19 protein-coding genes and 1 pseudogene are annotated in these 21,328 nt (G+C 41.5%); 13 read left to right on the forward strand and 7 right to left on the reverse strand.

The genetic code is table 11. From position 1 onward, the window contains the following. Nucleotides 1–3 precede the first annotated feature (3 nt). The 5 genes from AC1DRQ_RS22560 to AC1DRQ_RS22580 form a co-directional block, all read right to left on the reverse strand. A complete protein-coding gene (locus AC1DRQ_RS22560) occupies nt 4–381 on the reverse strand; it encodes a MobC family plasmid mobilization relaxosome protein (RefSeq protein WP_477427044.1) in 378 nt (125 codons plus the stop codon). Between the two features lie 205 nt (nt 382–586). After that, nucleotides 587–1,504 (reverse strand): toprim domain-containing protein, encoded by a 918-nt coding sequence (locus AC1DRQ_RS22565; protein WP_477427046.1) that lies wholly within the window; start codon nt 1,502–1,504, stop codon nt 587–589. Between the two features lie 253 nt (nt 1,505–1,757). Beyond that, the gene (locus tag AC1DRQ_RS22570) at nt 1,758–2,984 is read right to left on the reverse strand and encodes a primase-helicase family protein (protein WP_477427048.1); all 1,227 of its coding nucleotides are present in this window, start codon (nt 2,982–2,984) and stop codon (nt 1,758–1,760) included. An 8-nt stretch (nt 2,985–2,992) separates the two neighbouring features. Beyond that, the gene (locus tag AC1DRQ_RS22575; RefSeq protein ID WP_477427050.1) at nt 2,993–3,280 is read right to left on the reverse strand and encodes a helix-turn-helix domain-containing protein; all 288 of its coding nucleotides are present in this window, start codon (nt 3,278–3,280) and stop codon (nt 2,993–2,995) included. A gap of 71 nt (nt 3,281–3,351) precedes the next feature. Further along, nucleotides 3,352–4,506, reverse strand: coding sequence for a hypothetical protein (locus AC1DRQ_RS22580; protein ID WP_477427052.1), 1,155 nt, complete (start codon nt 4,504–4,506; stop codon nt 3,352–3,354). Between the two features lie 458 nt (nt 4,507–4,964). Between AC1DRQ_RS22580 and AC1DRQ_RS22585 the strand changes: the two genes are divergently transcribed. From AC1DRQ_RS22585 to AC1DRQ_RS22600, 4 genes are all read left to right on the forward strand, one after another. Then, entirely contained in the window at nt 4,965–5,978 is a 1,014-nt protein-coding gene (locus AC1DRQ_RS22585; protein ID WP_477427054.1) for a HipA domain-containing protein, read from the forward strand. 1 nt (nt 5,979) lies between these two features. Beyond that, nucleotides 5,980–6,375: a HipA N-terminal domain-containing protein gene (locus AC1DRQ_RS22590; RefSeq protein WP_477427056.1), complete on the forward strand. Its 396-nt coding sequence runs from the start codon at nt 5,980–5,982 to the stop codon at nt 6,373–6,375. A gap of 221 nt (nt 6,376–6,596) precedes the next feature. Further along, a complete protein-coding gene (locus AC1DRQ_RS22595; RefSeq protein WP_477427058.1) occupies nt 6,597–10,301 on the forward strand; it encodes an ABC transporter permease in 3,705 nt (1,234 codons plus the stop codon). A gap of 168 nt (nt 10,302–10,469) precedes the next feature. Next, the gene (locus tag AC1DRQ_RS22600) at nt 10,470–11,420 is read left to right on the forward strand and encodes a hypothetical protein (RefSeq protein ID WP_477427060.1); all 951 of its coding nucleotides are present in this window, start codon (nt 10,470–10,472) and stop codon (nt 11,418–11,420) included. A 448-nt stretch (nt 11,421–11,868) separates the two neighbouring features. Here AC1DRQ_RS22600 and AC1DRQ_RS22605 read toward each other — a convergent pair whose 3' ends face one another. Next, a complete protein-coding gene (locus AC1DRQ_RS22605) occupies nt 11,869–13,098 on the reverse strand; it encodes a phage integrase SAM-like domain-containing protein (RefSeq protein ID WP_477427062.1) in 1,230 nt (409 codons plus the stop codon). Nucleotides 13,099–13,539: 441 nt separating this feature from the next. Between AC1DRQ_RS22605 and AC1DRQ_RS22610 the strand changes: the two genes are divergently transcribed. From AC1DRQ_RS22610 to AC1DRQ_RS22635, 6 genes are all read left to right on the forward strand, one after another. Continuing rightward, nucleotides 13,540–14,088 carry a TetR/AcrR family transcriptional regulator gene (locus AC1DRQ_RS22610; RefSeq protein WP_477427064.1) on the forward strand — a complete coding sequence of 183 codons (549 nt, stop codon included), beginning with the start codon at nt 13,540–13,542 and terminating at the stop codon, nt 14,086–14,088. A 155-nt stretch (nt 14,089–14,243) separates the two neighbouring features. Further along, on the forward strand, nt 14,244–15,101 hold the full coding sequence (locus AC1DRQ_RS22615) for an alpha/beta fold hydrolase (protein WP_477427066.1): 858 nt from the start codon (nt 14,244–14,246) through the stop codon (nt 15,099–15,101). Between the two features lie 72 nt (nt 15,102–15,173). Then, nucleotides 15,174–16,043, forward strand: coding sequence for an alpha/beta fold hydrolase (locus tag AC1DRQ_RS22620; protein ID WP_477427068.1), 870 nt, complete (start codon nt 15,174–15,176; stop codon nt 16,041–16,043). A 41-nt stretch (nt 16,044–16,084) separates the two neighbouring features. Beyond that, nucleotides 16,085–16,855 carry an SDR family oxidoreductase gene (locus AC1DRQ_RS22625; RefSeq protein WP_477427070.1) on the forward strand — a complete coding sequence of 257 codons (771 nt, stop codon included), beginning with the start codon at nt 16,085–16,087 and terminating at the stop codon, nt 16,853–16,855. Between the two features lie 316 nt (nt 16,856–17,171). Continuing rightward, nucleotides 17,172–18,044 (forward strand): helix-turn-helix domain-containing protein, encoded by an 873-nt coding sequence (locus AC1DRQ_RS22630; RefSeq protein ID WP_477427072.1) that lies wholly within the window; start codon nt 17,172–17,174, stop codon nt 18,042–18,044. 81 nt (nt 18,045–18,125) lie between these two features. Further along, nucleotides 18,126–18,542, forward strand: coding sequence for a DUF1348 family protein (locus AC1DRQ_RS22635; protein ID WP_477427074.1), 417 nt, complete (start codon nt 18,126–18,128; stop codon nt 18,540–18,542). Between the two features lie 147 nt (nt 18,543–18,689). Here AC1DRQ_RS22635 and AC1DRQ_RS22640 read toward each other — a convergent pair whose 3' ends face one another. Continuing rightward, a complete protein-coding gene (locus AC1DRQ_RS22640) occupies nt 18,690–18,869 on the reverse strand; it encodes a hypothetical protein (protein WP_477427076.1) in 180 nt (59 codons plus the stop codon). A 20-nt stretch (nt 18,870–18,889) separates the two neighbouring features. Here AC1DRQ_RS22640 and AC1DRQ_RS22645 point away from each other — a divergent pair, with 20 nt between their 5' ends. From AC1DRQ_RS22645 to AC1DRQ_RS22655, 3 genes and pseudogenes are all read left to right on the forward strand, one after another. Further along, nucleotides 18,890–19,861 (forward strand): aldo/keto reductase, encoded by a 972-nt coding sequence (locus tag AC1DRQ_RS22645; RefSeq protein ID WP_477427078.1) that lies wholly within the window; start codon nt 18,890–18,892, stop codon nt 19,859–19,861. A 44-nt stretch (nt 19,862–19,905) separates the two neighbouring features. Beyond that, complete coding sequence (locus AC1DRQ_RS22650; RefSeq protein ID WP_477427080.1) at nt 19,906–20,715, forward strand: AraC family transcriptional regulator; 810 nt, start codon at nt 19,906–19,908, stop codon at nt 20,713–20,715. A 333-nt stretch (nt 20,716–21,048) separates the two neighbouring features. After that, nucleotides 21,049–21,328, forward strand: a pseudogene (locus AC1DRQ_RS22655) (hypothetical protein); the annotation flags it as partial.

Here is a 21,328-nt window from a genome sequence, read left to right on the forward strand (position 1 = left end):
GGCTTACCCATCATGGCTGCTGAGTTTAGTTAATAATTCTTCTACCTGTTTTAGTATGGTCTGGCATTTCATAGCAAGCGTAAAGAGGCCTGCCACATGCGCTAGATGGGTCAACTGGTTAAGGTTATTTGCTACCCCCGCCAACATCCGGAACCAGCCGGTTTCCTCTACAGTGAAGCGCGGGAAAACCGTGGCGTTTTTCGCAGCTCTTCGAAACCACTCACTGGATTTCAGCCCGGCATTTTTCGCTCTACCCTCGATCAGGATTCTTTCCGTTGGGGTTAAGCGTACCATTAAAAAGTCACTCCGCCTGATCGTCTTTTTCGGTCTACCGGGTGTCCGCACTTTTGTTATTGTTTTATTTTCAGTAGTTGCTGTCATGTGTTCGTTTCGTTTTTGATGCTTTAAAAACCGACCAACGGGAGCGAGTTCCGAATCACCCCAGCGGGGTGGATTCGGGTTTTTGTGTAGCAAAAACATTAACTCGCTCCTTACGATCCAGAAAATGGGCCAGTGATATATACAGTTATCTGGATATATGCCGGATACCGCAAACCGGTATCCGTAACCCATTCCCAAAATTAGCTTAGCGCCCAATTCCCCGGCTCCTTTCTTCCGTCGCTTTGCGCCGGATCTGCGGTTGCAAAGAAGCTTGTTTTTGTGCAGCCAGGTATTCATTGATGTCGTTAAAACCTTGGTAAAAACCCGATGAATCGGTGATGCTGATACCGGCCGCCTGCAACTTTTCCGCAGCTGTAATCCCGGCTTTGTCATGGTCGAGCATCAGGAAAACTTCCGGATAACTTTTCAAAATGGGCACCGCCCTTTCGGCCAATGCGACGGAATTTAGGATGATAAAATCCGATTGAGATTGAACGCCCTTCAGTTGCAGAAGCGAAAGGAAATCAGTAAACCCTTCCAGCACAATGGCGGCTTTATGCCCACCGTCAATGATGGTAATATCCTTGGGAGACGATGCGCCTTTGAACCAGTTATTCCGCAGCTCGTAACCGCCCGAACGATTGGCAAAGCCAATAGCGAAATAAGCTTTGCTGCCGATGGTAAAGTTGACCTCTTTACAATAGTGGTTTGCGATTGCCGGATCAATCCCGCGCGATTCCAGGTAAGTGATCAGGGCCGGGTGACTAAGTGCTTTCACGCCGGTAATAATCACTTGGTTTTCCTGCTGGGGTTCTGCCTTTTGCGACGTTTGCTGATGAAAAGAAAAATTATGATGGTCATTATTTAAACGCTCCAGGAATTCCTCTACGGAACAATGATGCATGCGTATTCCCAAGTCAATTAAATTACCACCAGCTCCTTCGCCGAAATCCATCCAGGCATTGAGCTTAGTATTTACTTTAAACGAGGCGGTTTTTTCTTCCCGCAGTGGTGATAAATACCAGTAGTTATGACCTTTGACGCTTTGCGGCTGAATGCCGCATTGTTCCAGGTAATCTACAATAGAAAGTTCTTTTGCTGTTTTACAGTTATATCGTATCATGTTATAAAATCTAAAGAGTTGTAATTAAATGATGCAGGTGTCAAGCCATACGGGAAGGGTACCCCTGCTTTTATGATGAATGATGAGCTACACCCGTAATTACTTATAAATAAATTATTTATATCCTCATCATCGCCTCATCATGGTTTTCCGCTTTGATGAGTTTGCTCATCGCGCTCATCATTGCTCATCGTACCTCATCAAAAGATGATGAGCCGATAACACCATGATAAGCAATTCGATAAATGCGCACTTAGCCGGACTCATCAAACTTCTGCCTTAGCCACTCCTCCGTAATGGTATAATACCTGCCTGTTTTGGCGACTGTTACCAATTCGTTGAGGTTATTATAACAATAGGTCGAATAGCTTAAACTATTTGGTACTGGCACCAGTCCCCATTCCTGCTGCATTAGTTGCGATACATCCTGCCGCGTCAGACGAGGCATGCTCTTTTTAAGCAGGTCGAGAATGTCTTTATTGGCGAAGCACATTTTTTGACCGGGGTCTTGCTCCTGGATCTCTTTGAGTAATAACAGCAGCTCCGTTTCCAGCCGGTTTCGGTTATTCCGCATCACGCGGAGTAAAGCGTCCGTGCGGATCTGCTGCTCGGAAAACCACATCCGGGTATTACCCACTGGCACTGATAAAGGCCGCTCCAATAAATGGAACAGGAAAGCGGGAATCTCAGCTGTCATTTGTTCGAGTAGCCGAATATTCTCTTTTTCAAATACCGGCACTTTCCTTACCCAGTACCGCGTCTCAGTCGGTTCAATAACAATAAAATTGTACTCGTTATTGGAACAAAGGATGAACTTGCCAAAGAATTCCGTCTCCCGCTTATCCTTGCTTTTGGCTTCCACCTTGGATACTTTAGCGGTGCTCAGGTTCTTGATCTTTTCCGAATCCTCCTTTTTATCCAGCAGCACTTCCTCTACAGCGATGATCAGTGTATTCATCCAGTCGGAATTGAACTGCGAGCGGAAATCATGATTCCCGTTAAAGGTCATGTTGTTACCAAAAATCACTTTCAATAAGTCAAGGAACGTTGTCTTTCCTGTCTTACGTTCTTTGGATACCAGGCACAATATCGGCAGTTTGATGACTGGCCTGGTATAAAGCAGAGCTATATAATCCAGCCCCAGCTCATACTGCTCGGCAAATATGTGTTTGAGAAAATCTAGTATGGTATCACAGGAACCGGGCTCGGGCTTAAACTCCAAAGGGTGATACTTGTTAAAATAGTTGCCGATGGTTTCCCGGTAATCGGTATGACTCGGTACACAGCAATACGCATCGAACTTGCGAATCTTTTTGATCGCATCCGTACTCAAATCCTTTTTGAGTGTTTCCGATGACCAAAGCAACCAGCCGTCCGTATAGCCGCCGGTAATCATCGGTTGCCGGGTCCGTTTGTAATACGAAGTCTGCACGCGGATGTAGCTACCCGGTTGGTTTAAGGGAAAGAATTGATCAGCCATAACGGTAGTTATTGCGCAACGGCCTGCTGGCCGCTGCCGATCCATGCCAATAGTTTCTTACGGGAGAAAAGCAGCTTGCCTTCTACTTTGCAAAAAGGGATCTTTTTTCTTTTCACCAGCCCGTAAAGTGAAGTGACCTCGTACTTGATCAGGACTGCTGCTTCTTTGGTATCCAGCAAGGTGTCGTCCTCGTTATCCGGGCGGGGCGGCTGTAAGTGTACCGCATTTCTGACAGATGACTCAATCAGCTCCTGGAGCTCTTGTGTCGATAGGGTAGTAACAAATGTTGCGTTCATAAATTAAAAAATTTGATGAACACAAAAGAGTATGAAAATAACCCAACGTTAGTGAACGAAGTTGAACGTCGTTAGGATTTGATTAGATAAGTGGGTACTTTCTTTAAGACTTCGTATGCTTTTTTAGCATAGGTTCCGCTGCTTTTATGCACAAAACCAATAGCGGTATCTTTCTTCTTGGTCATGTTCCGCTGAATGTCACCAACTGATTCGTAGGTATCAAAGGGAGAGAAGTTGGATTTAAGCAACTCGCAGTATTTCATCTGCGGTACTTTCAGATAAATTGTGTTCAGCTTATAAGTAGCATGCATCAACAGGCATAACAGATTTTGATARCCCGGTGCCATTTGATAAAAATGTGTGCTATTGCTTACTACCCAAATTTGTTCCTGATCATCTAATTGAAAAAGCCTTCCCAGCAAGTTTTTGATCTCGTCTTCATTGCTAAAAGCCTGTGGCACCTGCATCAATTGCCAAAGCCCCCCGTCCAGTAAGACACACCAAAGGTCAAATATCTCGGCGGCCGGATATCGTAGAGGAATACAGACCGGCGAATTGGTCGCTGGTGTCTCCGGGAGTACTGGTACCGGTCCAGATTCTGCGGGAACTTCAGCTACCGGTTCCGGTTTTACTTCCGACTCAGGCATTTTAACCACGGGATAAACCTTAACAACCGGCGGTGCTTGTTCTGTTTCCTTCAAGCCTTTCAGGTTGCTATATTCCTGGAACCCTTTCACAAGCGATGCCTGTATGTAGCCTAATGCATAAATTACCTCCGGAATGGCAAAGCCTTCAAAATATAGATTGGCATGGCAGTAAGTAATGAAATCTCGGAGAGCCTGTTTTTTCTGCTCCAGATCCAGGGATAAAAAGGTCTGCCCGATCTCCTCGTAAAATTGAGCCATACCAGCCGAATAACCGTTATAAAACAACCATGCTAGTTCTTTCGTATAAGTTTCTTCAATTGGTCTAATATTGTTAACCAGGATCTTGTTCTTTCCACTGCCTGAGTTTTTAAAAACTTTGAGCACATTGGATTCGCTCACATAAAAAAGCTGTCCCTCATTGAGTTCAATTTTCTCGAAAGGAAAGGACGGATAAAAACTGAATTCAAGATCGTCCGGTTCGAATAATCCATCTGTTGATTCCAGAAATGGGTATTTACTGTGGTTATCGGTATTGATACCAGCGGTCGGATGGAATGCTTTGAGGGTTAAGAAATACATGCAACGAACCTGAGTATATCGCAAATTTGGAAAAAAAAATCAATTTATGATGTTTCAACTTAGGATTTAGGAACTGCTGATTAATTGAGTGCTTTTAAATCACAAAATATTCGCTTGTTTTGGCCACTCCTTTGATTCGGTGTTATATACATTTCTAAGTCGCTGTAATCAGCGTCCTATGGTTTTAAGACGAACATTCAATTTTGAACTTAAAGAAGGTGGCCGGTTGCAGGAAGCTTAAACAATCAGAGCGAACAATTCATTAACCCCACTTCCCTTACAGAAGAGAATTGTTGCGCTTGCTGGAACTATAAATGCGCTGACGAATTGACTAGGTCAACTTTTATTTGATTGCAAACGTGTGTCCGAACACTCGATTCTGATTGCCCTTAAAAATTCAACGGTCACTTGATTGTTGAACCAATTGATCGTATATTTGGGTATTCCACAGAAATTTCATGAGCGCCGACTTAACCACCAAACTACGTATTGAAAGGTCGCTGAATTGCTCAGGCACGCTTTACAACGAAAAGCTGATCGAGTCCGTTAAGAACAAGCACTACTTTGTGGAAAATTTCCCTCTCGATGGAGATGCACCTAAGCAGTTTATCAGAGTTTATGATTACCGTGAGGATAGTGGTATCAGAAAGGTGAATTTTCTTACCTGGGTGCCGTACATTGCTAAGACAGCGGAAAAATGGTATCCGCATGAGTCGGTGATCGAATTCATGATCAATCGTATTGGCGAAACGATGGGTCTAGTGATGAACGAAGTCATGTTATGCAAGATCAATCACCAGATCAGATTTCTAAGCAGGTATTTCCTGACTAAAAATGAGTCACTGATCCACGGCGCTGAGATCTGCGGTGAGTTCCTTGAGGACATGGAGTTGGCTAAACAGATCGCCGACGAAAAAAAGACGGCCAGGGAGCTGTTCACTTTTGAATTTATACAAGATGCCTTGACTGCCATTTTCCCGCGCAATCATGAAAAAATCGTTAGTGAACTGGTCAGGATGCTGGCTTTTGATGCATTAGTTGGCAATAATGACCGCCATTTTTACAATTGGGGTATAATAGCGACCAAGAAAAAGTCAAATCAATTGCCGAGATTTGCACCGGTATATGATTCAGCGCGGGGCTTACTTTGGAATGCGAGTGATGAGACACTGATCAAATGGAAAAAGATGCAGTCGTCCGGTGGCAAGCACTTGGAACGATATATCAATGATGCCTGTCCTCGCATAAGTATAGAGGGGGATAAGGAAGTGGACCATTTCGGCCTAATGGCCTTCCTGAAAAACAAAAATCAAGCGTTTAGGGAAACAATTGATATACTGGCGTCGTTAGAGAGAGAGGAAGAGATATTGTTGATGTTAAGAAAGGATTTTTTTCCGTTCTTTATCAAAGAGCGGTCTGAATTAATAACCTACGTCATCAACACCAGATTTAAAAAAATAAGGGAGATTTAATATGTTAAAAGCATTCAAACGGTTCTTTTCGAAGAACAATGAGCAGATAGAAGCTCAGCTTCCTGAGGATGAAAATGCTACTTTTGAATTAAAGGTAGACAACATAGTGATCGGGATATTACATTGTGACCACGGGTCGTGGGAATTTAAATATACAGAAGATTTTAAAAAGCATTCGGAGGAGTATAACAGGATCATCGGGTTTTCGGATCTTAATAAAGTTTACCGTAACGAAACGCTTTGGCCGTTCTTTCAAACACGTATTCCAGGATTGAAGCAGCCTGCTGTACAGGAGATCATGGAAAAGGAAAAAATAAATGAAACGAATGAAGTCCAGCTACTGAAACGTTTCGGTAAAAGGACTATTTCTAATCCTTACGAATTGGATTTAGTGTAAAATATAAAAAAAAGGCCGCTTAAAGGCGGGGACACTGAAAAGTGGCTGTTTATCAAAAGAGGTTATTTTTTATATAAAATAACCTCTTTTTTCTTTGACGTATTTTTGGAGCATTATTTAATAATTTACAGTAAAATTTGTAAATATTAATATTTATTTGACCTGCTTTAAATATCAGTAAGTTATAAGTTTGTAGGAGCGATTGAATTTTAATATTTCAAATGGATACATATACTTTCCATCTTAATACCTACGACCTGGCTCTCTTTGGTACGATCTTTATCGCGCTCACTTTTATTCTGCTTTTATGGTTTACCAAAAGGATTAGCCGCCCTGCAAACCGGCTTTTGGCCCTGGCAATGGTTACGATTGTTTTGTGGATAGCCCGGATATTAGGTATAGACATCGGGCTGTCAACCTACATTACTAATTGGAGCCGGCTGCCGCTGCAATTTTCGCTTGCTCTTGGCCCCCTTATTTTCTTTTACGTGCTTAAAATAACCCGGCCGGAATATAAATTCCGGTCTAAAGATCTGCTGCATTTTAGTCCGTTGCTGGTGGAATTGGGTGCCCAGGCTTTGGAAGTTAGGGATAGTATAAATACTGGTACAGCTACTTATGAAACGCCGGCCTTTCAGCAACTGAACCCGGTATTGCAACTGCTGGCGTTTGTATCAGTCACCATTTACCTTTACCTGGCGCACAGGCAGATAGGAAGCTTTTACCGGCGATTGGAATTTAATGGGGGCGACCGGTATCGGAACGAGTTGCTATGGTTAGATCGCTTGCTTACCGCATTCGGTATGCTATGGTTACTATGGATACCGTTTACAGCAGTTGACTATTTTTATTACCATGATAAATCAGGAGCACAGTATTATTTTCCTTTGTACCTTCTTTTCATATCCATGATCATTTGGATTGCTGCAAAGATTCATTTAAAAGCAGAAACTTTTGAGAAGCCTGATACCACCTTAAAGCCATTATTACCGGCAGATCTGAAGCAAAAAGGCTCCTGGTTAAAAATAGAAGTAAAGGAGAAAGGGCATTACCGGGATGCGGAATTAAGCCTCAGCTCTCTTGCTGAAAAACTTGGATTGCATACTCATGAAGTATCCCGAATTATTAATACAGTTTTCAAAAAAAGCTTCAACGATTTTATCAATGAATACCGTGTTCGAGAGGTTGCGCTCAAAATGCAGGACCCGTCCTATGATCATATCACGCTGCTTGGTCTTGCGTATGAGTCTGGCTTTAATTCACAAAGCAGCTTTCATCGTGTTTTTAAGCAGTTTACAGGCAAAACCCCTTTAGAATATAAAAACCACCTGCAAAAAGTTCTCCCATCTTATAACTTGAGAGGTTTTATCCAGCCTATGCCGCTAATATTGAGCCATGTAAACCCTGTAGGGTGGGCACATGAAAAATTAACCGGCACCTTTATGACAAAAAATTTTTTTAAAATTGCATTCCGCGGTTTTTGGAAGCATAAGTTATTTACACTGATAAATATCATTGGTTTATCCGTCGGTATAAGCGCTTTCCTGGCTATTTACTTTGTAGTACACTACGATTTTACGTTTGATAAATTTCACAAAGACAGCGACCGGATTTACCGCGTCGTGATGAACATGTCAGTTCAGGGGCACATACAATATTCGAGTGGCTTACCCGGTCCACTGGCTGAGGCCATTAAAAGTCAGACCACAGGAATAGAAGAAATTACGCCGCTATGGACGCTGTCGCCTCATTTTGTCTATATCAACAAAGATAAAAATTCACCAAAGCGATTTAAAGACCTGGACAGGATAACACTTGCCGATCAGCAATATTTAAAAATTTTTAATTATAAATGGCTGGCTGGCTCATCGCAACACGCCCTTGACGCACCCAATCAGGTAGTATTAACATCCCAACAAGCCAGGCTTTACTTCCCCTCATTATCATATCATGAAATGATTGGTAAAGTAGTTACTTATGATACTCTTAAAACAACCGTTAGTGGCGTAGTTGAAACGTTTACCGAAAATAGCGACTTTACCTTTCACGACTTTATTTCCTTTAGTACCGCCACGACTAATAAAGGTTTAGCCGCTGATCTGAATATAGACAATTGGGGTAGGATCAATTCCGAATCGGAGGTTATTGTAAAGCTGGCGCAGGGAACCCCGGCAGCCGGAATTGTAAAACAGATTGAGACCATTTTCAGGAAACATCGTACGCCGCCAGCCAACACAAAAGCGCCTGCCCCCATCGTGAATCTGGCCTTGCAGCCATTGGATGATATTCACTTCAATCCCGACTATAATATTTTTTATTTTTCGTCGCCGGCCAGCAAAACAACGCTTTATGGATTATTGGCCAGCGCTACCTTTTTGTTATTGCTGGCATGCATCAATTATGTGAATTTAACCACCGCCCAGGCCGCCCAAAGGGCAAAAGAAATTGGGATACTCAAAACTTTGGGCAGCAGCCGGATGCAATTAATGGTTCAGTTTTTAGGCGAAACATTTATTATAACAGGCTTTGCGGTGTGCATATCGATGTTGCTTGCGCCAATTATTTTAAAAATGTTTGCCGACGTAATATCCCCTGATATTCATGCCAATATACTGCAACCGGATGTCATGCTTTTCCTGCTGATTTTAACTATTGTGATCAGTATGTTGTCGGGTTTTTATCCCGCAATGGTGTTATCGAGCTATAAGCCGGCATCGGTGCTGAAAAACCAGTTTCAGGATAATAGCAATAAAACACGAAACGCGTGGCTCCGCAAGTCGCTTACGGTTTCGCAGTTTGTTGTAGCTCAATTTTTTATAATGGCTACCATTTTGGTAAGTCAGCAAATTTATTACGCCTTACATAAAAATCTCGGATTTAAAAAGGATGCTATCCTGATTATTAATACCCCCTGGAATACCAGTAAGGCCAGCAGCAACCAGGTACTGCTGAACGAATTCAGATCGATGCCCCAGGTTGCCCTTGTGGGTTTGGGCAGTGACCCACCTTCCGCTGATATGTTTAACAGGACACGCATTTCTTACGACGATGGAAAAAAGCAAATTACAACAGAAGAAATAATAGTTAAGTCTGGTGATGAAAACTATATCAAAATATACGAGCTAAAACTGCTTGCCGGCAGAAACATAACCGAAGCCGATACCGGAAAAGCCATCCTTATCAACAATACTTATGCTAAATTATTAGGATTTAATAACCCGCATAATGCTATCGGGAAACAGTTGAATTGGTTTGGCATAGGCAGAAATATGAGTATTATTGGCGTAGTTGCCGATTTTAATCAGCGATCCCTGCATTCCGCCATTTACCCATCAATCATAACATCTGGCGATCCAACCCATCGGCCAATGACGACGTTACATGTTAGCCTGAAACCTGAAACCCCAGGCGGCAACGAATGGAAAACCGCAATTACAAATATTGGAAAGGCCTGGAAGAAGGCTTATCCCGACGATGATTTTGATTTGAATTGCTTTTTTTATGAGGACACGATAGCCAGATTTTACGACCAGGAACAACACACATCAACCCTGCTCGCCTGGGCAACAGCTTTCTCAATATTGATTAGCTGCCTCGGACTGTTAGGACTTGCCATTTACACCACTAATCAACGAACAAAGGAAATTGGCATCCGCAAAGTATTTGGCGCAAGCGTTGCTCAAATAGTAACCCTGCTATCAACCGAACTGATATCGCTTATTTTACTGGCTTTTATCATTGTAACGCCCATTGCATGGTATGCTGTAAATAAATGGATGGAAAGCTTTGCCGATCACGTAGCTATTAGCTGGTGGGTGTTCGTTATCAGCGGCGCAGGGATGCTGCTAACGGGATTATTCACCTTAAGTTTCCGAACCATCAGGGCTGGTATGGCCAATCCGGTGAACAGTTTGCGAAATGAATAAATTAGCAAAATGAAGGTAATCATGCGTACAAGATTTTTTTAAAGGATATAATATTTTAAAGTCCTAAAGATCAAAACTACCATATACTTGCAGTTTCTTAAAACCATCCATTACTGGACCGGCTTCTCAATAGACCCCCCAAAATATATCTTATTTAAAACGCTGTTCATGAAGCAAAACACAATGACCTTGGTGTTAACGCTATTATTAATCAATGCCACTGTAATTATCGGCTGCAACAATAATAATCCTCATATTGTTAAGCATAATGGCGAAAAGGATCGGGTAACCTTTAAATCAATAAAAGGAATTAGTTACACAGAGATATATCGTCGTCAAAAAGATGGCCTATCATTTAGTGAGTATGGTTACCAGTTAGAACCTCAGTGGAGAGTAAATTTCGTTTCAGATGATTCGGTAAGTATATATAGCCCCGGTAACAAACGCTTTTGCAATTTTCCGCTCACACGTGGGTATGATTCTGTTTTTAATACAGCCAGAACTTGGCTAAAAGTAAGAAAGATGAATAAAGACAGCCTCGTGCTGGAAATGCTTAAAGCCGAGGGGGATAGTGTCGACATTACAGGCGCTGGGACTTACATGACCTTTTACGCTGATAATTATGTAAAAAATGTACTCCGAAGTGATACAGCTATACTGAAGCGTGTCAGTCGAAAAGACAGTTTATTTATCAGATCATTAGTTATCAAAGCTAATACCGACATAAAAAAGGCTTTTGCAGCAAGACAACCGGTTGCGTTGATAAGTAAAAGTCCATCAGTGAAAGTAGAAAAATGGAARGCGGAAGGAGATCTTTTTAATAATTTCGACACTTCAGATGATTATTTTAATCCAACATTTAATATTATTATCAATAAAGCACATACAAATTTTTATTATTCATTTTCTGTATATGTTGATGAGAAGGGGCAATTGCATTATGGAGAACCCTTAATTGCTTTTTCGGGTGAATCATTCAGGGAACAGTATATTTATGGATCACAAGCTGTTATGAATAGCTATCTTAAGTATTATTTGCAGGTAACTCCAGGTAAAACATTAAATATGCCTCACACAAGTCTTATAAAGATTCACGTTGAGGGAATTACACATCCTTAACGTTAAAGACTAACGTTGTATAATCTTTTGTTTTATTAGATGGTGGCGATTTGTTTGAAGAGTGCGGGTAATGCCTTTATCTCTATACGTAGCCAAAGGAACGATGTGTTTTATTAACAATTCCGGAATATTACTAAAAGACACAAATTGTTTTAGACAGAAAACTGTCCTAAAAGCCATCTTTTGCATGTTTACAAGTAACTTTTATCTTATTGTTTAAGGAAAGACACGAATTGTTTGGAAGAGCAGAGTATAAACGATTCTCAGAGCCTCGATTTTACTTATGTAATCATCTCTTAACCATAAAGGACTTCCCCAATGTGCTCTAAAAAGTGGTCTTTTTTATTTATGTATAAATGAATGTTCGATAAGGCTGCTAAAGATAGATAATCAGATGAGAGGTGATGTTGTAGAATCATTTCAATAAAAGTTTTGCAAGGCCTTAAAATCAAATACTTTCATTAATGCGATCATCGAATAGAGGATCACCTATCTCGTCCAGATAAATTTCGGTGGTTTTTGTACTGTCGTGTCCTAAGGTTTTCCCTATTTCTTCGATTGTCAGTCCTTTCGCTTTAAGTGTTGTAGCATAGGTATGCCGGGCAACATAGGTTGTTATGTTCTTCTGGATTTCGGCTTTTTTGGAAATTGTTTTTAAATCCTGGTTCACCCGCTTGAGAATTTTCATCCGGCGGTCCCGCTTGGAGCGAACAGAGGCATGCCGTTTATAAAGTATCGGGAAAATGTAACCGTCGTCGCTGTTTCCTTCCAATATTTTATAGTAGGCCAATATCTTTAATGCCTCGGTGTGTAATTTGAAGTCAAATTCTTCTTTTGTTTTGGCCCTTATATAATTAAGATTAACATCAATTATATTTGTCCATTTCAGATTAGCCAAATCAGTAAAATTCAACCCTCTACAGTAATAGCTAAACAGGAAATAATTCCGAGAGTTGATTAGTTTGTCATCATCCAGTTTAAGATTGGCAATCTTTTGAAATTGCTCCTGGGTGATCGCCCGTTTCTTCGTCTTTGGATTGTTGTATTTGGAAAACGCAAAATCCTTGAATGGATAGTGACTTTCTTTACAGTGCTTTTCTTTCATTGCGTTTCTCCATACCGTGCGGAACGTCCGAAGGTCAATACTTCTTGTTGTCACAGCGATATCTTTCTTTATCATCCAATCCTCAAATCTTCTGATGAAATTCAAATCAATATCTTCAAAAGCCATGTCGATATGGTTCATGTATTTACTTAAGCGGCTTTTGGTCATTACATGCACAGAAGCATACCCTAACCTATCCATGCCTTTCAACCTTTCAATTTCGTCATCGAAAAATTCCAGTAGCTTTTTTGTTGGCGCTTTCTGTATGGCTCCGGTCAACCGCGCAACTATTTCTTTTATAGCAATAACACGGGGTTGCTGGTCGTCGTGAAGGCTTGCGAAATAAAGTGTTGTTTTAACTTTAATATTGTTTAATAAAGCATTGATAGGCTTGTGGTTGGGATGGCTTGCATGCACAGCCTGCGCACGCCCATCCCAGTCCTTTACCGAAGAAGACCTTTTCGTAGAAAGCTCATAATTACGCCTTTCCTCCGTTATTCGAAACACAATTGGGTGTTCGCCATTTGGCAGGATTTTATTAATTCGTAGAATTATTTTGATGTTAATCGCCATAATAGGTCTAACATTGTTTATTTTCAACCACTAAAAACTACATTTGAGACAAAAATTAGGCCATTTTTTTAGTAAAATCAGGTCTAACATAGGTCTAACATTTGGGTCTAAAATAACTAAATTTAACTAAAAATACAATAGGGCGAAAAGGCTAAAAGTGCATTTAGAGCGAAATATGGCGGTTTTTGCTTAATCAAAAAGGCTGACAAGAAAGCATGGGGTGCTGGAGGTCGTGGGTTCGAATCCCGCCATCCCGACTTGAAAATAAAGGTTTTAGGATTTTTTCTGAAGCCTTTTTTTGTACACTTAGTAAAAGCCTGATAAAACTTCGAGCACCTTTTCCTGCATCATTGGCTATTTCTTTCAACTTTATAAAAGAATTAAGAATAATAATTATAAAAACAGACTTGTCTGTTTGATAAACTTATTTTATCTTTGATCATGCGCAATGAGAGAAAGAATTCGATACGACAAACCATTATTGATACGGCGTCACGTTTATTTTACGAACAGGGATATGGCAATACCGGTATTAACCAGATCATTGAAGAATCGGGTGTTGTAAAATCTTCCCTGTATACTGCTTTCCGGACAAAGGAAGAGATATTAATGACTTATTTAGAAACGGCTGGTGCGGCCACCGACGAAGCGTTAAAAGCCGCAGCCGACAAACATACTAAGGCCAAAGATAAAGTGCTGGGCGTTTTTGATTACCTCATTGAACTGGTACAACGAAAAGATTATTATGGGTGTAATTTTTTAAATATCATCTCTGAAGTACCAAAAGATGCTGAAGTAGTAAGGCGTCAAATAAAAAAGCAAAAGGATGGCGTACGCCGGCTTTTTGCCGAGATCCTAAGACCAATTCAAAAAGAGGAACTGGCAGATGAAATTTACGTGTTGTTTGAAGGAGCGCTGATTGGCAATAAAGTGCACAATGACACCTGGCCGGTAATTTCTGCCCGTGAAGTAGTCCATAAATTATTATAAACAGCCGCCATATTTATTAAAACATGTTTAAATATAAAAAAGAAGAGAAAAGTTAGAATAATTTGAAAACAGACTTGTCTGTTTTCAAATTAATTTTATACCTTTGAACTATCAAAGAAATCAACCTATAGATAAGAGAAATTAAAAACCATAAAATGAAAACACAAGCAATTAGTTATGGAAAGGTTAATGTGGATGGCATTAACATCTTTTACAGAGAGGCTGGGGATAAAGCCAAACAACAGATCATCTTACTTAATGGTGTGCCAAATGCTTCGGGCGCATTTCAGGAACTGATGAATGACCTGAAAGATGATTATTATTTGATAGCGCCCGATTTTCCGGGATTTGGCAACAGCGACATCCCCGACAAAACAGACTATGAATACACCTTTCAGAACATCGCTCTGACGATAGAGCAATTCATAGAAAAGATGGAGCTGAAACAGCCAAACGTGTATGCACTTGGATATGGCGGCCCAATTACTTTTCGCATCGCAACCCGCAGGACAGGCATTTTTAATAATTACATTCTGCAAAACTCCAATGCTTATGAAGAGGGATTGGGTCCGGCGATGCAGGAGGCAGCCCCTTTCCTTGAAAACCGGAACAAGGAAACCACGAAACTGGTAAAACCTCTGCTGACATTAGACGGTATCAAACTTTTCTTTTTGAACGGTACAAAGGATCCCGGCAAAATTAATCCAGACCACTATATCAGTGCGCTGCATTACCTGAACCGCCCCGGTCAGGAAGACATACAATTAGACTTGCTGTACAATTATGCATCTAATATCGCTGAATATCCAAATTGGCAAAAGTGGCTCAAAGAAACACAGCCGCGTTTATTGTTGGTTTGGGGTAAAAATGATGTTTTTTTCCCGGTGTCTGCAGCCGAAGCGATTAAAAGGGATGTTCCTTCAGCGGAACTCCATGTTTATGATACCAGCCACCTGGCATTAGAAGAACACCATACCGATATTGCTAAAAACATCAAATCCTTTTTAGGATAAAAAAATTTAAATAAATAAAAACAGAGTGGTCTGTTTTGTCACGAATTATATACTAAACTAAATATAACAATCATGAAAACTACAAAAGTAAATTATCGCAATGCTAAGGTAAATGACTTGAATATCTTTTACCGCGAATCAGGGCCGAAAGACGCGCCACTGGTATTATTGCTGCATGGTTATCCAACTTCGTCGCATATGTTCAGAAACCTGATCCCGATATTAAGTGAGCAATACCATGTCATCGCACCTGACTTGCCCGGTTTTGGTTATTCCGATAAACCGGGTCACCAGGATTTTGCGTATACCTTTGATAACCTGACCGAACATATCCAGGGGTTTATCGATCAGCTGGGGCTAAAAAGATTTGCGATCTACGTATTTGATTACGGCGCGCCGGTAGGTTATCGTATTGCTGTTGCCAACCCCGAAAAAATAACCGGTATTATCACACAAAACGGCAACGCTTATCTGGAAGGCTTAAGCGAGAACTGGAGCCCAATTCAGAAGTATTGGGCCGAACCAACAGAGGAGAACCGCAACGCTTTAAAAATGATGGTGGAGGAAGGCAGTACAAAATGGCAATATTTTACCGGGGTAGCTGATGAAACTTTGATAGCTCCTGAATCCTATACTCTTGATCAACATTTTCTTGATCAGCCGGGCAACGTAGAAATACAGCTTGATCTTTTTAAAGATTATGCCAGCAATGTGGCATTATATCCGGTGTTCCAGCAATATTTTCGCGACAAGCAGCCTGCATTGCTTGCTGCCTGGGGCGATAAAGACCCATTCTTTCTTCCACCGGGCGCTGAAGCATTTAAACGGGATATTCCGGGCGCTACGGTGAAATTTTTTGACACCGGCCATTTTGCCCTGGAAACCCATGTAAATGAGATTGGGGCAGAAATACTTCACTTTTTAGAGAAGCTGCCAAAGTAAACAGCACAAACGGTTAATAATTGATAAGTAAAAAATCTGTTATGGAAACAAAAATTGCGATAGTAACCGGCGCAAGCGCCGGGATTGGCCGGGCGACCGCCATCAGGCTGGCAAAAGACTTTTCGGGGCTGGTACTGGTGGCCAGGAGGGAAGAAGAACTGGAAGGAACTGCTGCAAATGTTAAAGCCGCCGGGGCAGAGCCGCTGATCATTGCGGCAGATCTAAGACAGGTAGTAGCGGTGGATAAGGTGATCAACGAAACCATCGAAAAATTTGGCCGGATTGATGCGCTGGTCAACATAGCCGGGGCTGTGCCACAAATTCACCTGTTTGAAATGACGGATGAACAATGGAACGATGGCGCCGAAATGAAGCTCCATGGCGCGCGCCGGCTGACGATTAAGGCCTGGCCTTACTTAAAAGCCTCGAAAGGATCGGTGATCCTGACATCAGGCAATTCTGCCGAAGACCCTAAACCCGGGTTTGCGGCAGTAGCTACTATCAACGCAGCGATTGTTGCGCTTGCAAAAGCATTTGCTGAACAGGGTATCATCGATGGCGTGCAGGTGAACAGCGTATTACCCGGCCCGGTAATGAGCAATCGCCGTATTGGGTTTTTGACGAAATGGTCGGCAGCCAATCATATGACGATGGAGGAAGCGAAATCTAAATTTCTGATAGAATCACATATCGAACGTTATGGAGAGCCTGAAGAAATTGCAGAATTAATGGCATTTTTAGTATCGCCTGCCGCAAAGTGGATGACCGGTACAGCTATCAGAATGGATGGTGGCGAGGTGAAGGGTATTTAGGCCGCTAATATTTATATTTAAAAAAACGGCCTATGCAGGGTTGTTTTTTGGGCCTTTTTATAACGGTCTTAGGTATTGACTTTGTGCCATTATGCGAGTCTGTACGATGGAGAAAGTTTCTCTAAATCAAAAACGGTTTCAGATTATTTTCTGAAGCCGTTTTTGATAAAAATATTCTTAAAGATTTTCACACTAATAAAAACTATTAAATTATGCGAGCAGGCAGTAAATTCGGCCTGTGGTTGGTGTTCTCACCGGGCTTGTATTGCTTCAGGTTTCCCTAACTTTGCTTGCTTCTAATTTTAATAAATTTATCATGAACGATAATGTATTTGAACTTATTAACCCTCAAAGTAAATCCTTAGCGATTAAAGTTCACTCATTTGAAAGTGATGAATACTTTAGTGATCTTAATAAATACAATTACTTTTCAGTGATTTTAGTGTTAGCCGGTACCGGCAGCATTGTTGCGGATATTTCAGAGTACACTTTTAATAAAAATAGTCTCATTTGCTTTTCTCTTTATCAACCGTTTAAGATCAGATCCGAAGGCAAATTTAAAGGGCTTATGATAAATTTTCATCCTGAATTTTTCTGTCTGCATAAACACCGGAACGAAGTTTCCTGCAATGGCGTACTGTTTAATAATATTTATGAATCACCTATCATCGATTTAACTCCTGATGAAACGCAGTTGTTGTTAACGACAATGGTAGCCCTTAGATCCGAAATGCAACGGCCAGGCATCTCCCAACTTGAGTTATTGTTATCGTACCTGAAAATATTGCTCATCAATGCCTCCAGGATTAAAATTGGATGGCGAAACCAGGAAGAGCCCCCAACGGGGAAAAAGCCGGATATGTTAAATAGCTTAAAAGAGGCTATCGAAAAGCATTTTAAGTCCCTTCATAGTCCCGGTGATTACGCCGGATTGCTAAATATTTCAACAGCCGCTTTAAACCGGGTAAGTAAAGTACATTTTAACAAGACACTTTCAAACCTGATAGCAGACAGAATTATTATTGAAGCTAAACGGCAATTATACCTCACTTCCAAGCCCATCAAGTTGATCGCTTATGAGTTGGGTTTTAATGATGAATTTTATTTCAGTCGTTTTTTTAAAAGTCATGTAGCTATATCTCCTCAATTTTTCAGGGATACAGTTGGATTTGACCGGGCAAATGCATAATTGGGCTTAGCAAAGCAATTGTCCATGTCAAAGTCTGATTTGTCCATGTTATCAAGATCAGCAGATAATGAACTTTGTGCTATGAAAACAGAAAAAAGATTCCCGCTACCCCCATGGGATATGGAGACAGCTGCAGAAAAACTTCAGCTTTTAGAAAATGACTGGAATTCACAAAACCCTGAAAAAGTAATTGCAAATTACTCAGAAGATGCTGAAGTCCGGTTCGGAACAGAATTTTTGAATGGTCGTGAAGAGATCAGACACCTCCTGATTCGCAAATGGCAGCAAAATGTAGGATTTAAGATAAAACTGGATCTTTGGGGAGCGCTTAAGGGCCGTATGGCCGTAAGATCTGAATATGAATGGCATGATACCAGGGGCCAATCATACAGAAGCTATGGCGTTCAGGTTTTTCAGTTTGACGACAATGGTTATATAAAAATGCATTTTGCAAGCTTTAATGACACCCCTATTGCCGAAACCGACCGTAAGCTGTAATTAACCAGGCAAAAGGGAACGTAAACGCTAAAGATAATTCTTTTAGCCAGTAATGGTGTTTTCACCGTGATGGGAAGCAGTTCGGGGGCGATGTTGGGCACCCCTTATGCATTTCCGGTTTAGCTAATATTATCAATTTGTTAAGGCTTACCGCCAGAACTGCATTTCTTTATAAAGGTAGGGCAGGTGAAAACCCTGCGGGAGATTTTTACGGCATTGTTTCCGGCCATCGCGATTAAGAGAGGACAGAAAGGTGAGCCATACAGACAAGTAAATTGAGCCGTAAAAGAAATCGGCCATTGGATATAAAGCTGATCTTTGTATCATTAATAAGTAAAAGATCAGCTATGAAAAATATAACAAAAATAAACCTCGGCAAAAATGGTCCACTCGTGTCTAAACTCGGATTAGGCTGCATGCGTATGTCGTCTGTTTGGGGAGGCCCGGTGAATGACGAGGGTGAAAGTATAGCTACCATTCAGTCAGCTTTAGACAACGGAATCAATTTCCTGAATACAGGAGACTTTTATGGCGCTGGCCACAACGAACTGCTGGTAGGCAAAGCCATCAAGGGCAGAAGGGATGACGCCTTCATCAGTGTTAAATTTGGCGCTATCTTTTATAACGGTCAATGGTTGGGTTTGGACCTTCGCCCAATAGCCATCAAGAATTTCATCAACTATTCTTTGGTACGTTTGGGTATAGATACTATAGATCTTTATCAGCCATGCAGACTTGATAACAGCATTCCGGTGGAAGATGTGATAGGAGCTGTCGCTGATCTGATCAAAGAAGGAAAGGTGCGTTACCTCGGCGTTTCGGAAATAACGGCAGATCAACTGCGCAAAGCCAATAGCATACACCCTGTGACGGCATTGGAAATAGGTTATTCATTGGCCGACCGCCAGATAGAAAGCGACCTTCTGCCTGCGGCTAAAGAGTTGGGTGTAGGAGTTGTAGCTTTTGCCAATACAGCCGAAGGGCTGCTTACCGGTGAAATGAAAGCCCCCCTTGGTGACAATGACTATCATAATCACTTTTCGCGTTTTCAGGGAGAGAATCTGATTAAGAATCTGGAAAAAGTAGAAGTATTGAAAGCAATGGCAAAGGAAAAAGGATACACCCCGGCACAACTGGCGATTGCCTGGGTAAATGCTCAGGGCGATCATATCATGCCATTGGTTAGCATGAGCCGCAGATTGAGGTTGCCGGAAAACATACAAGCCATGAATATCGAATTCACTCCGGAAGACATAAATACCCTTAACACGCAATTTTCGCCGGGTTCAATACTTGGCGGTACATACCTGCAACGATAAATGGGTGGGGCTGCAAGGCCCGGCCTATTTTATATCTTTACCTAATGATTAATCCAACTGAAATAATCCCGGGAGTAATCTTTTACTCTTTTTTCTCGGCCATGAGAAAAGAGAAGGTAGGGTTTTTTGAGCACAGTACATTAGTATTACAGGTTTCGGGTCATTTTACTTTGGAGACTGCCAGTCAAAGGATTTCGATGAAAGGGGGCGAGATGTTGCTGATACGGAAAAATCAACTGGGAGAAATTACTAAGACCCCGCTGGACGGGGAGGATTACCAAACCATTATCATTTGCCTGAAAGACGACCTGCTCAGAAAGTTGGCCCTGGAGGAACAAATAGAAACTGGGCAAAAATACACAGGGTTACCCAACATTCTTATTCCCGGAAACGACTTTCTACGTGGCTTTTTCCAATCCGTGATACCCTATGTCCATAATCCGGAAGAAAAGGTAACGAAGGACCTGGGCATGTTAAAGGTAAAAGAAGCGGTGCAATTACTGCTGCATGCTATGCCCGGGCTCAAGGATTTCCTGTTTGATTTTTCCGAGCCTTATAAAATGGACTTAGAAAAATTCATGCTCAGTAATTTTCATTTTAACGTTCCTGTTGAAAAATTTGCGCAACTCACCGGGAGAAGCCTTGCGGGATTCAAGCGCGACTTTCAAAAAACATTTGAGATGTCGCCCCGGCAGTGGCTACAGGTAAAACGGCTCACGGAGGCCCGCCATCTCATAGAAAAAAAGAACAGGAAGCCATCTGAAATCTACCTCGACCTGGGATTTGAAAGCCTTTCTCATTTCTCGCATTCATTTAAAAAAAAGTTCGGAAAGGCGCCTACTGAGCGCTTATAATAGGACAGCATTGCAGACGATGTGGAGCCATTGACCATCTGATTCCGGAATCACTGTCAAATCATTCCGATATACATTGACATACCCTATCTTAAAGGAGCAGCAGCAGGCGTAGTTATCGGTACAACTTTGGAAGACATCGTTTCTGACGGAGTAGGGATTGCTGGAGATTGTGGGTTCGGATCCAGACATAGTGATGCCAATCATGAGGCCCCTTCAAGGCAATTTGAAAAAGGAGCCTGTTTTTACGGCAAATTAACTTGAGAGGTAAATAAATCATTTATAGTAACAGCAGGTATTTATTCGTATATTTATTATACCGATTATTTATCCATGTGCAGGCCTGTTAAATTATATTTTGTTATTGTGCTGATGCTGACCGTAACTAATTTATACGGACAGGACAGCACGAAACGGTTTTGCTTTGAATTTTATGAAGGAACATTTAATGCAGAGGCCGATACATCCGTCATTATAAACACACCGTTAGAGCTTTCGGCTGCAGCTGTCAATGCATCTTATGCCAGGTTAAATGCAGGGAAATATCAAACATTGGTTAACGCGCTTTTAACTTATAAGGAAAAGCACCAGTTGAATGATTGGCTCTACTACC

It is taken from the genome of Mucilaginibacter sp. P4_E8, from assembly GCF_056401495.1.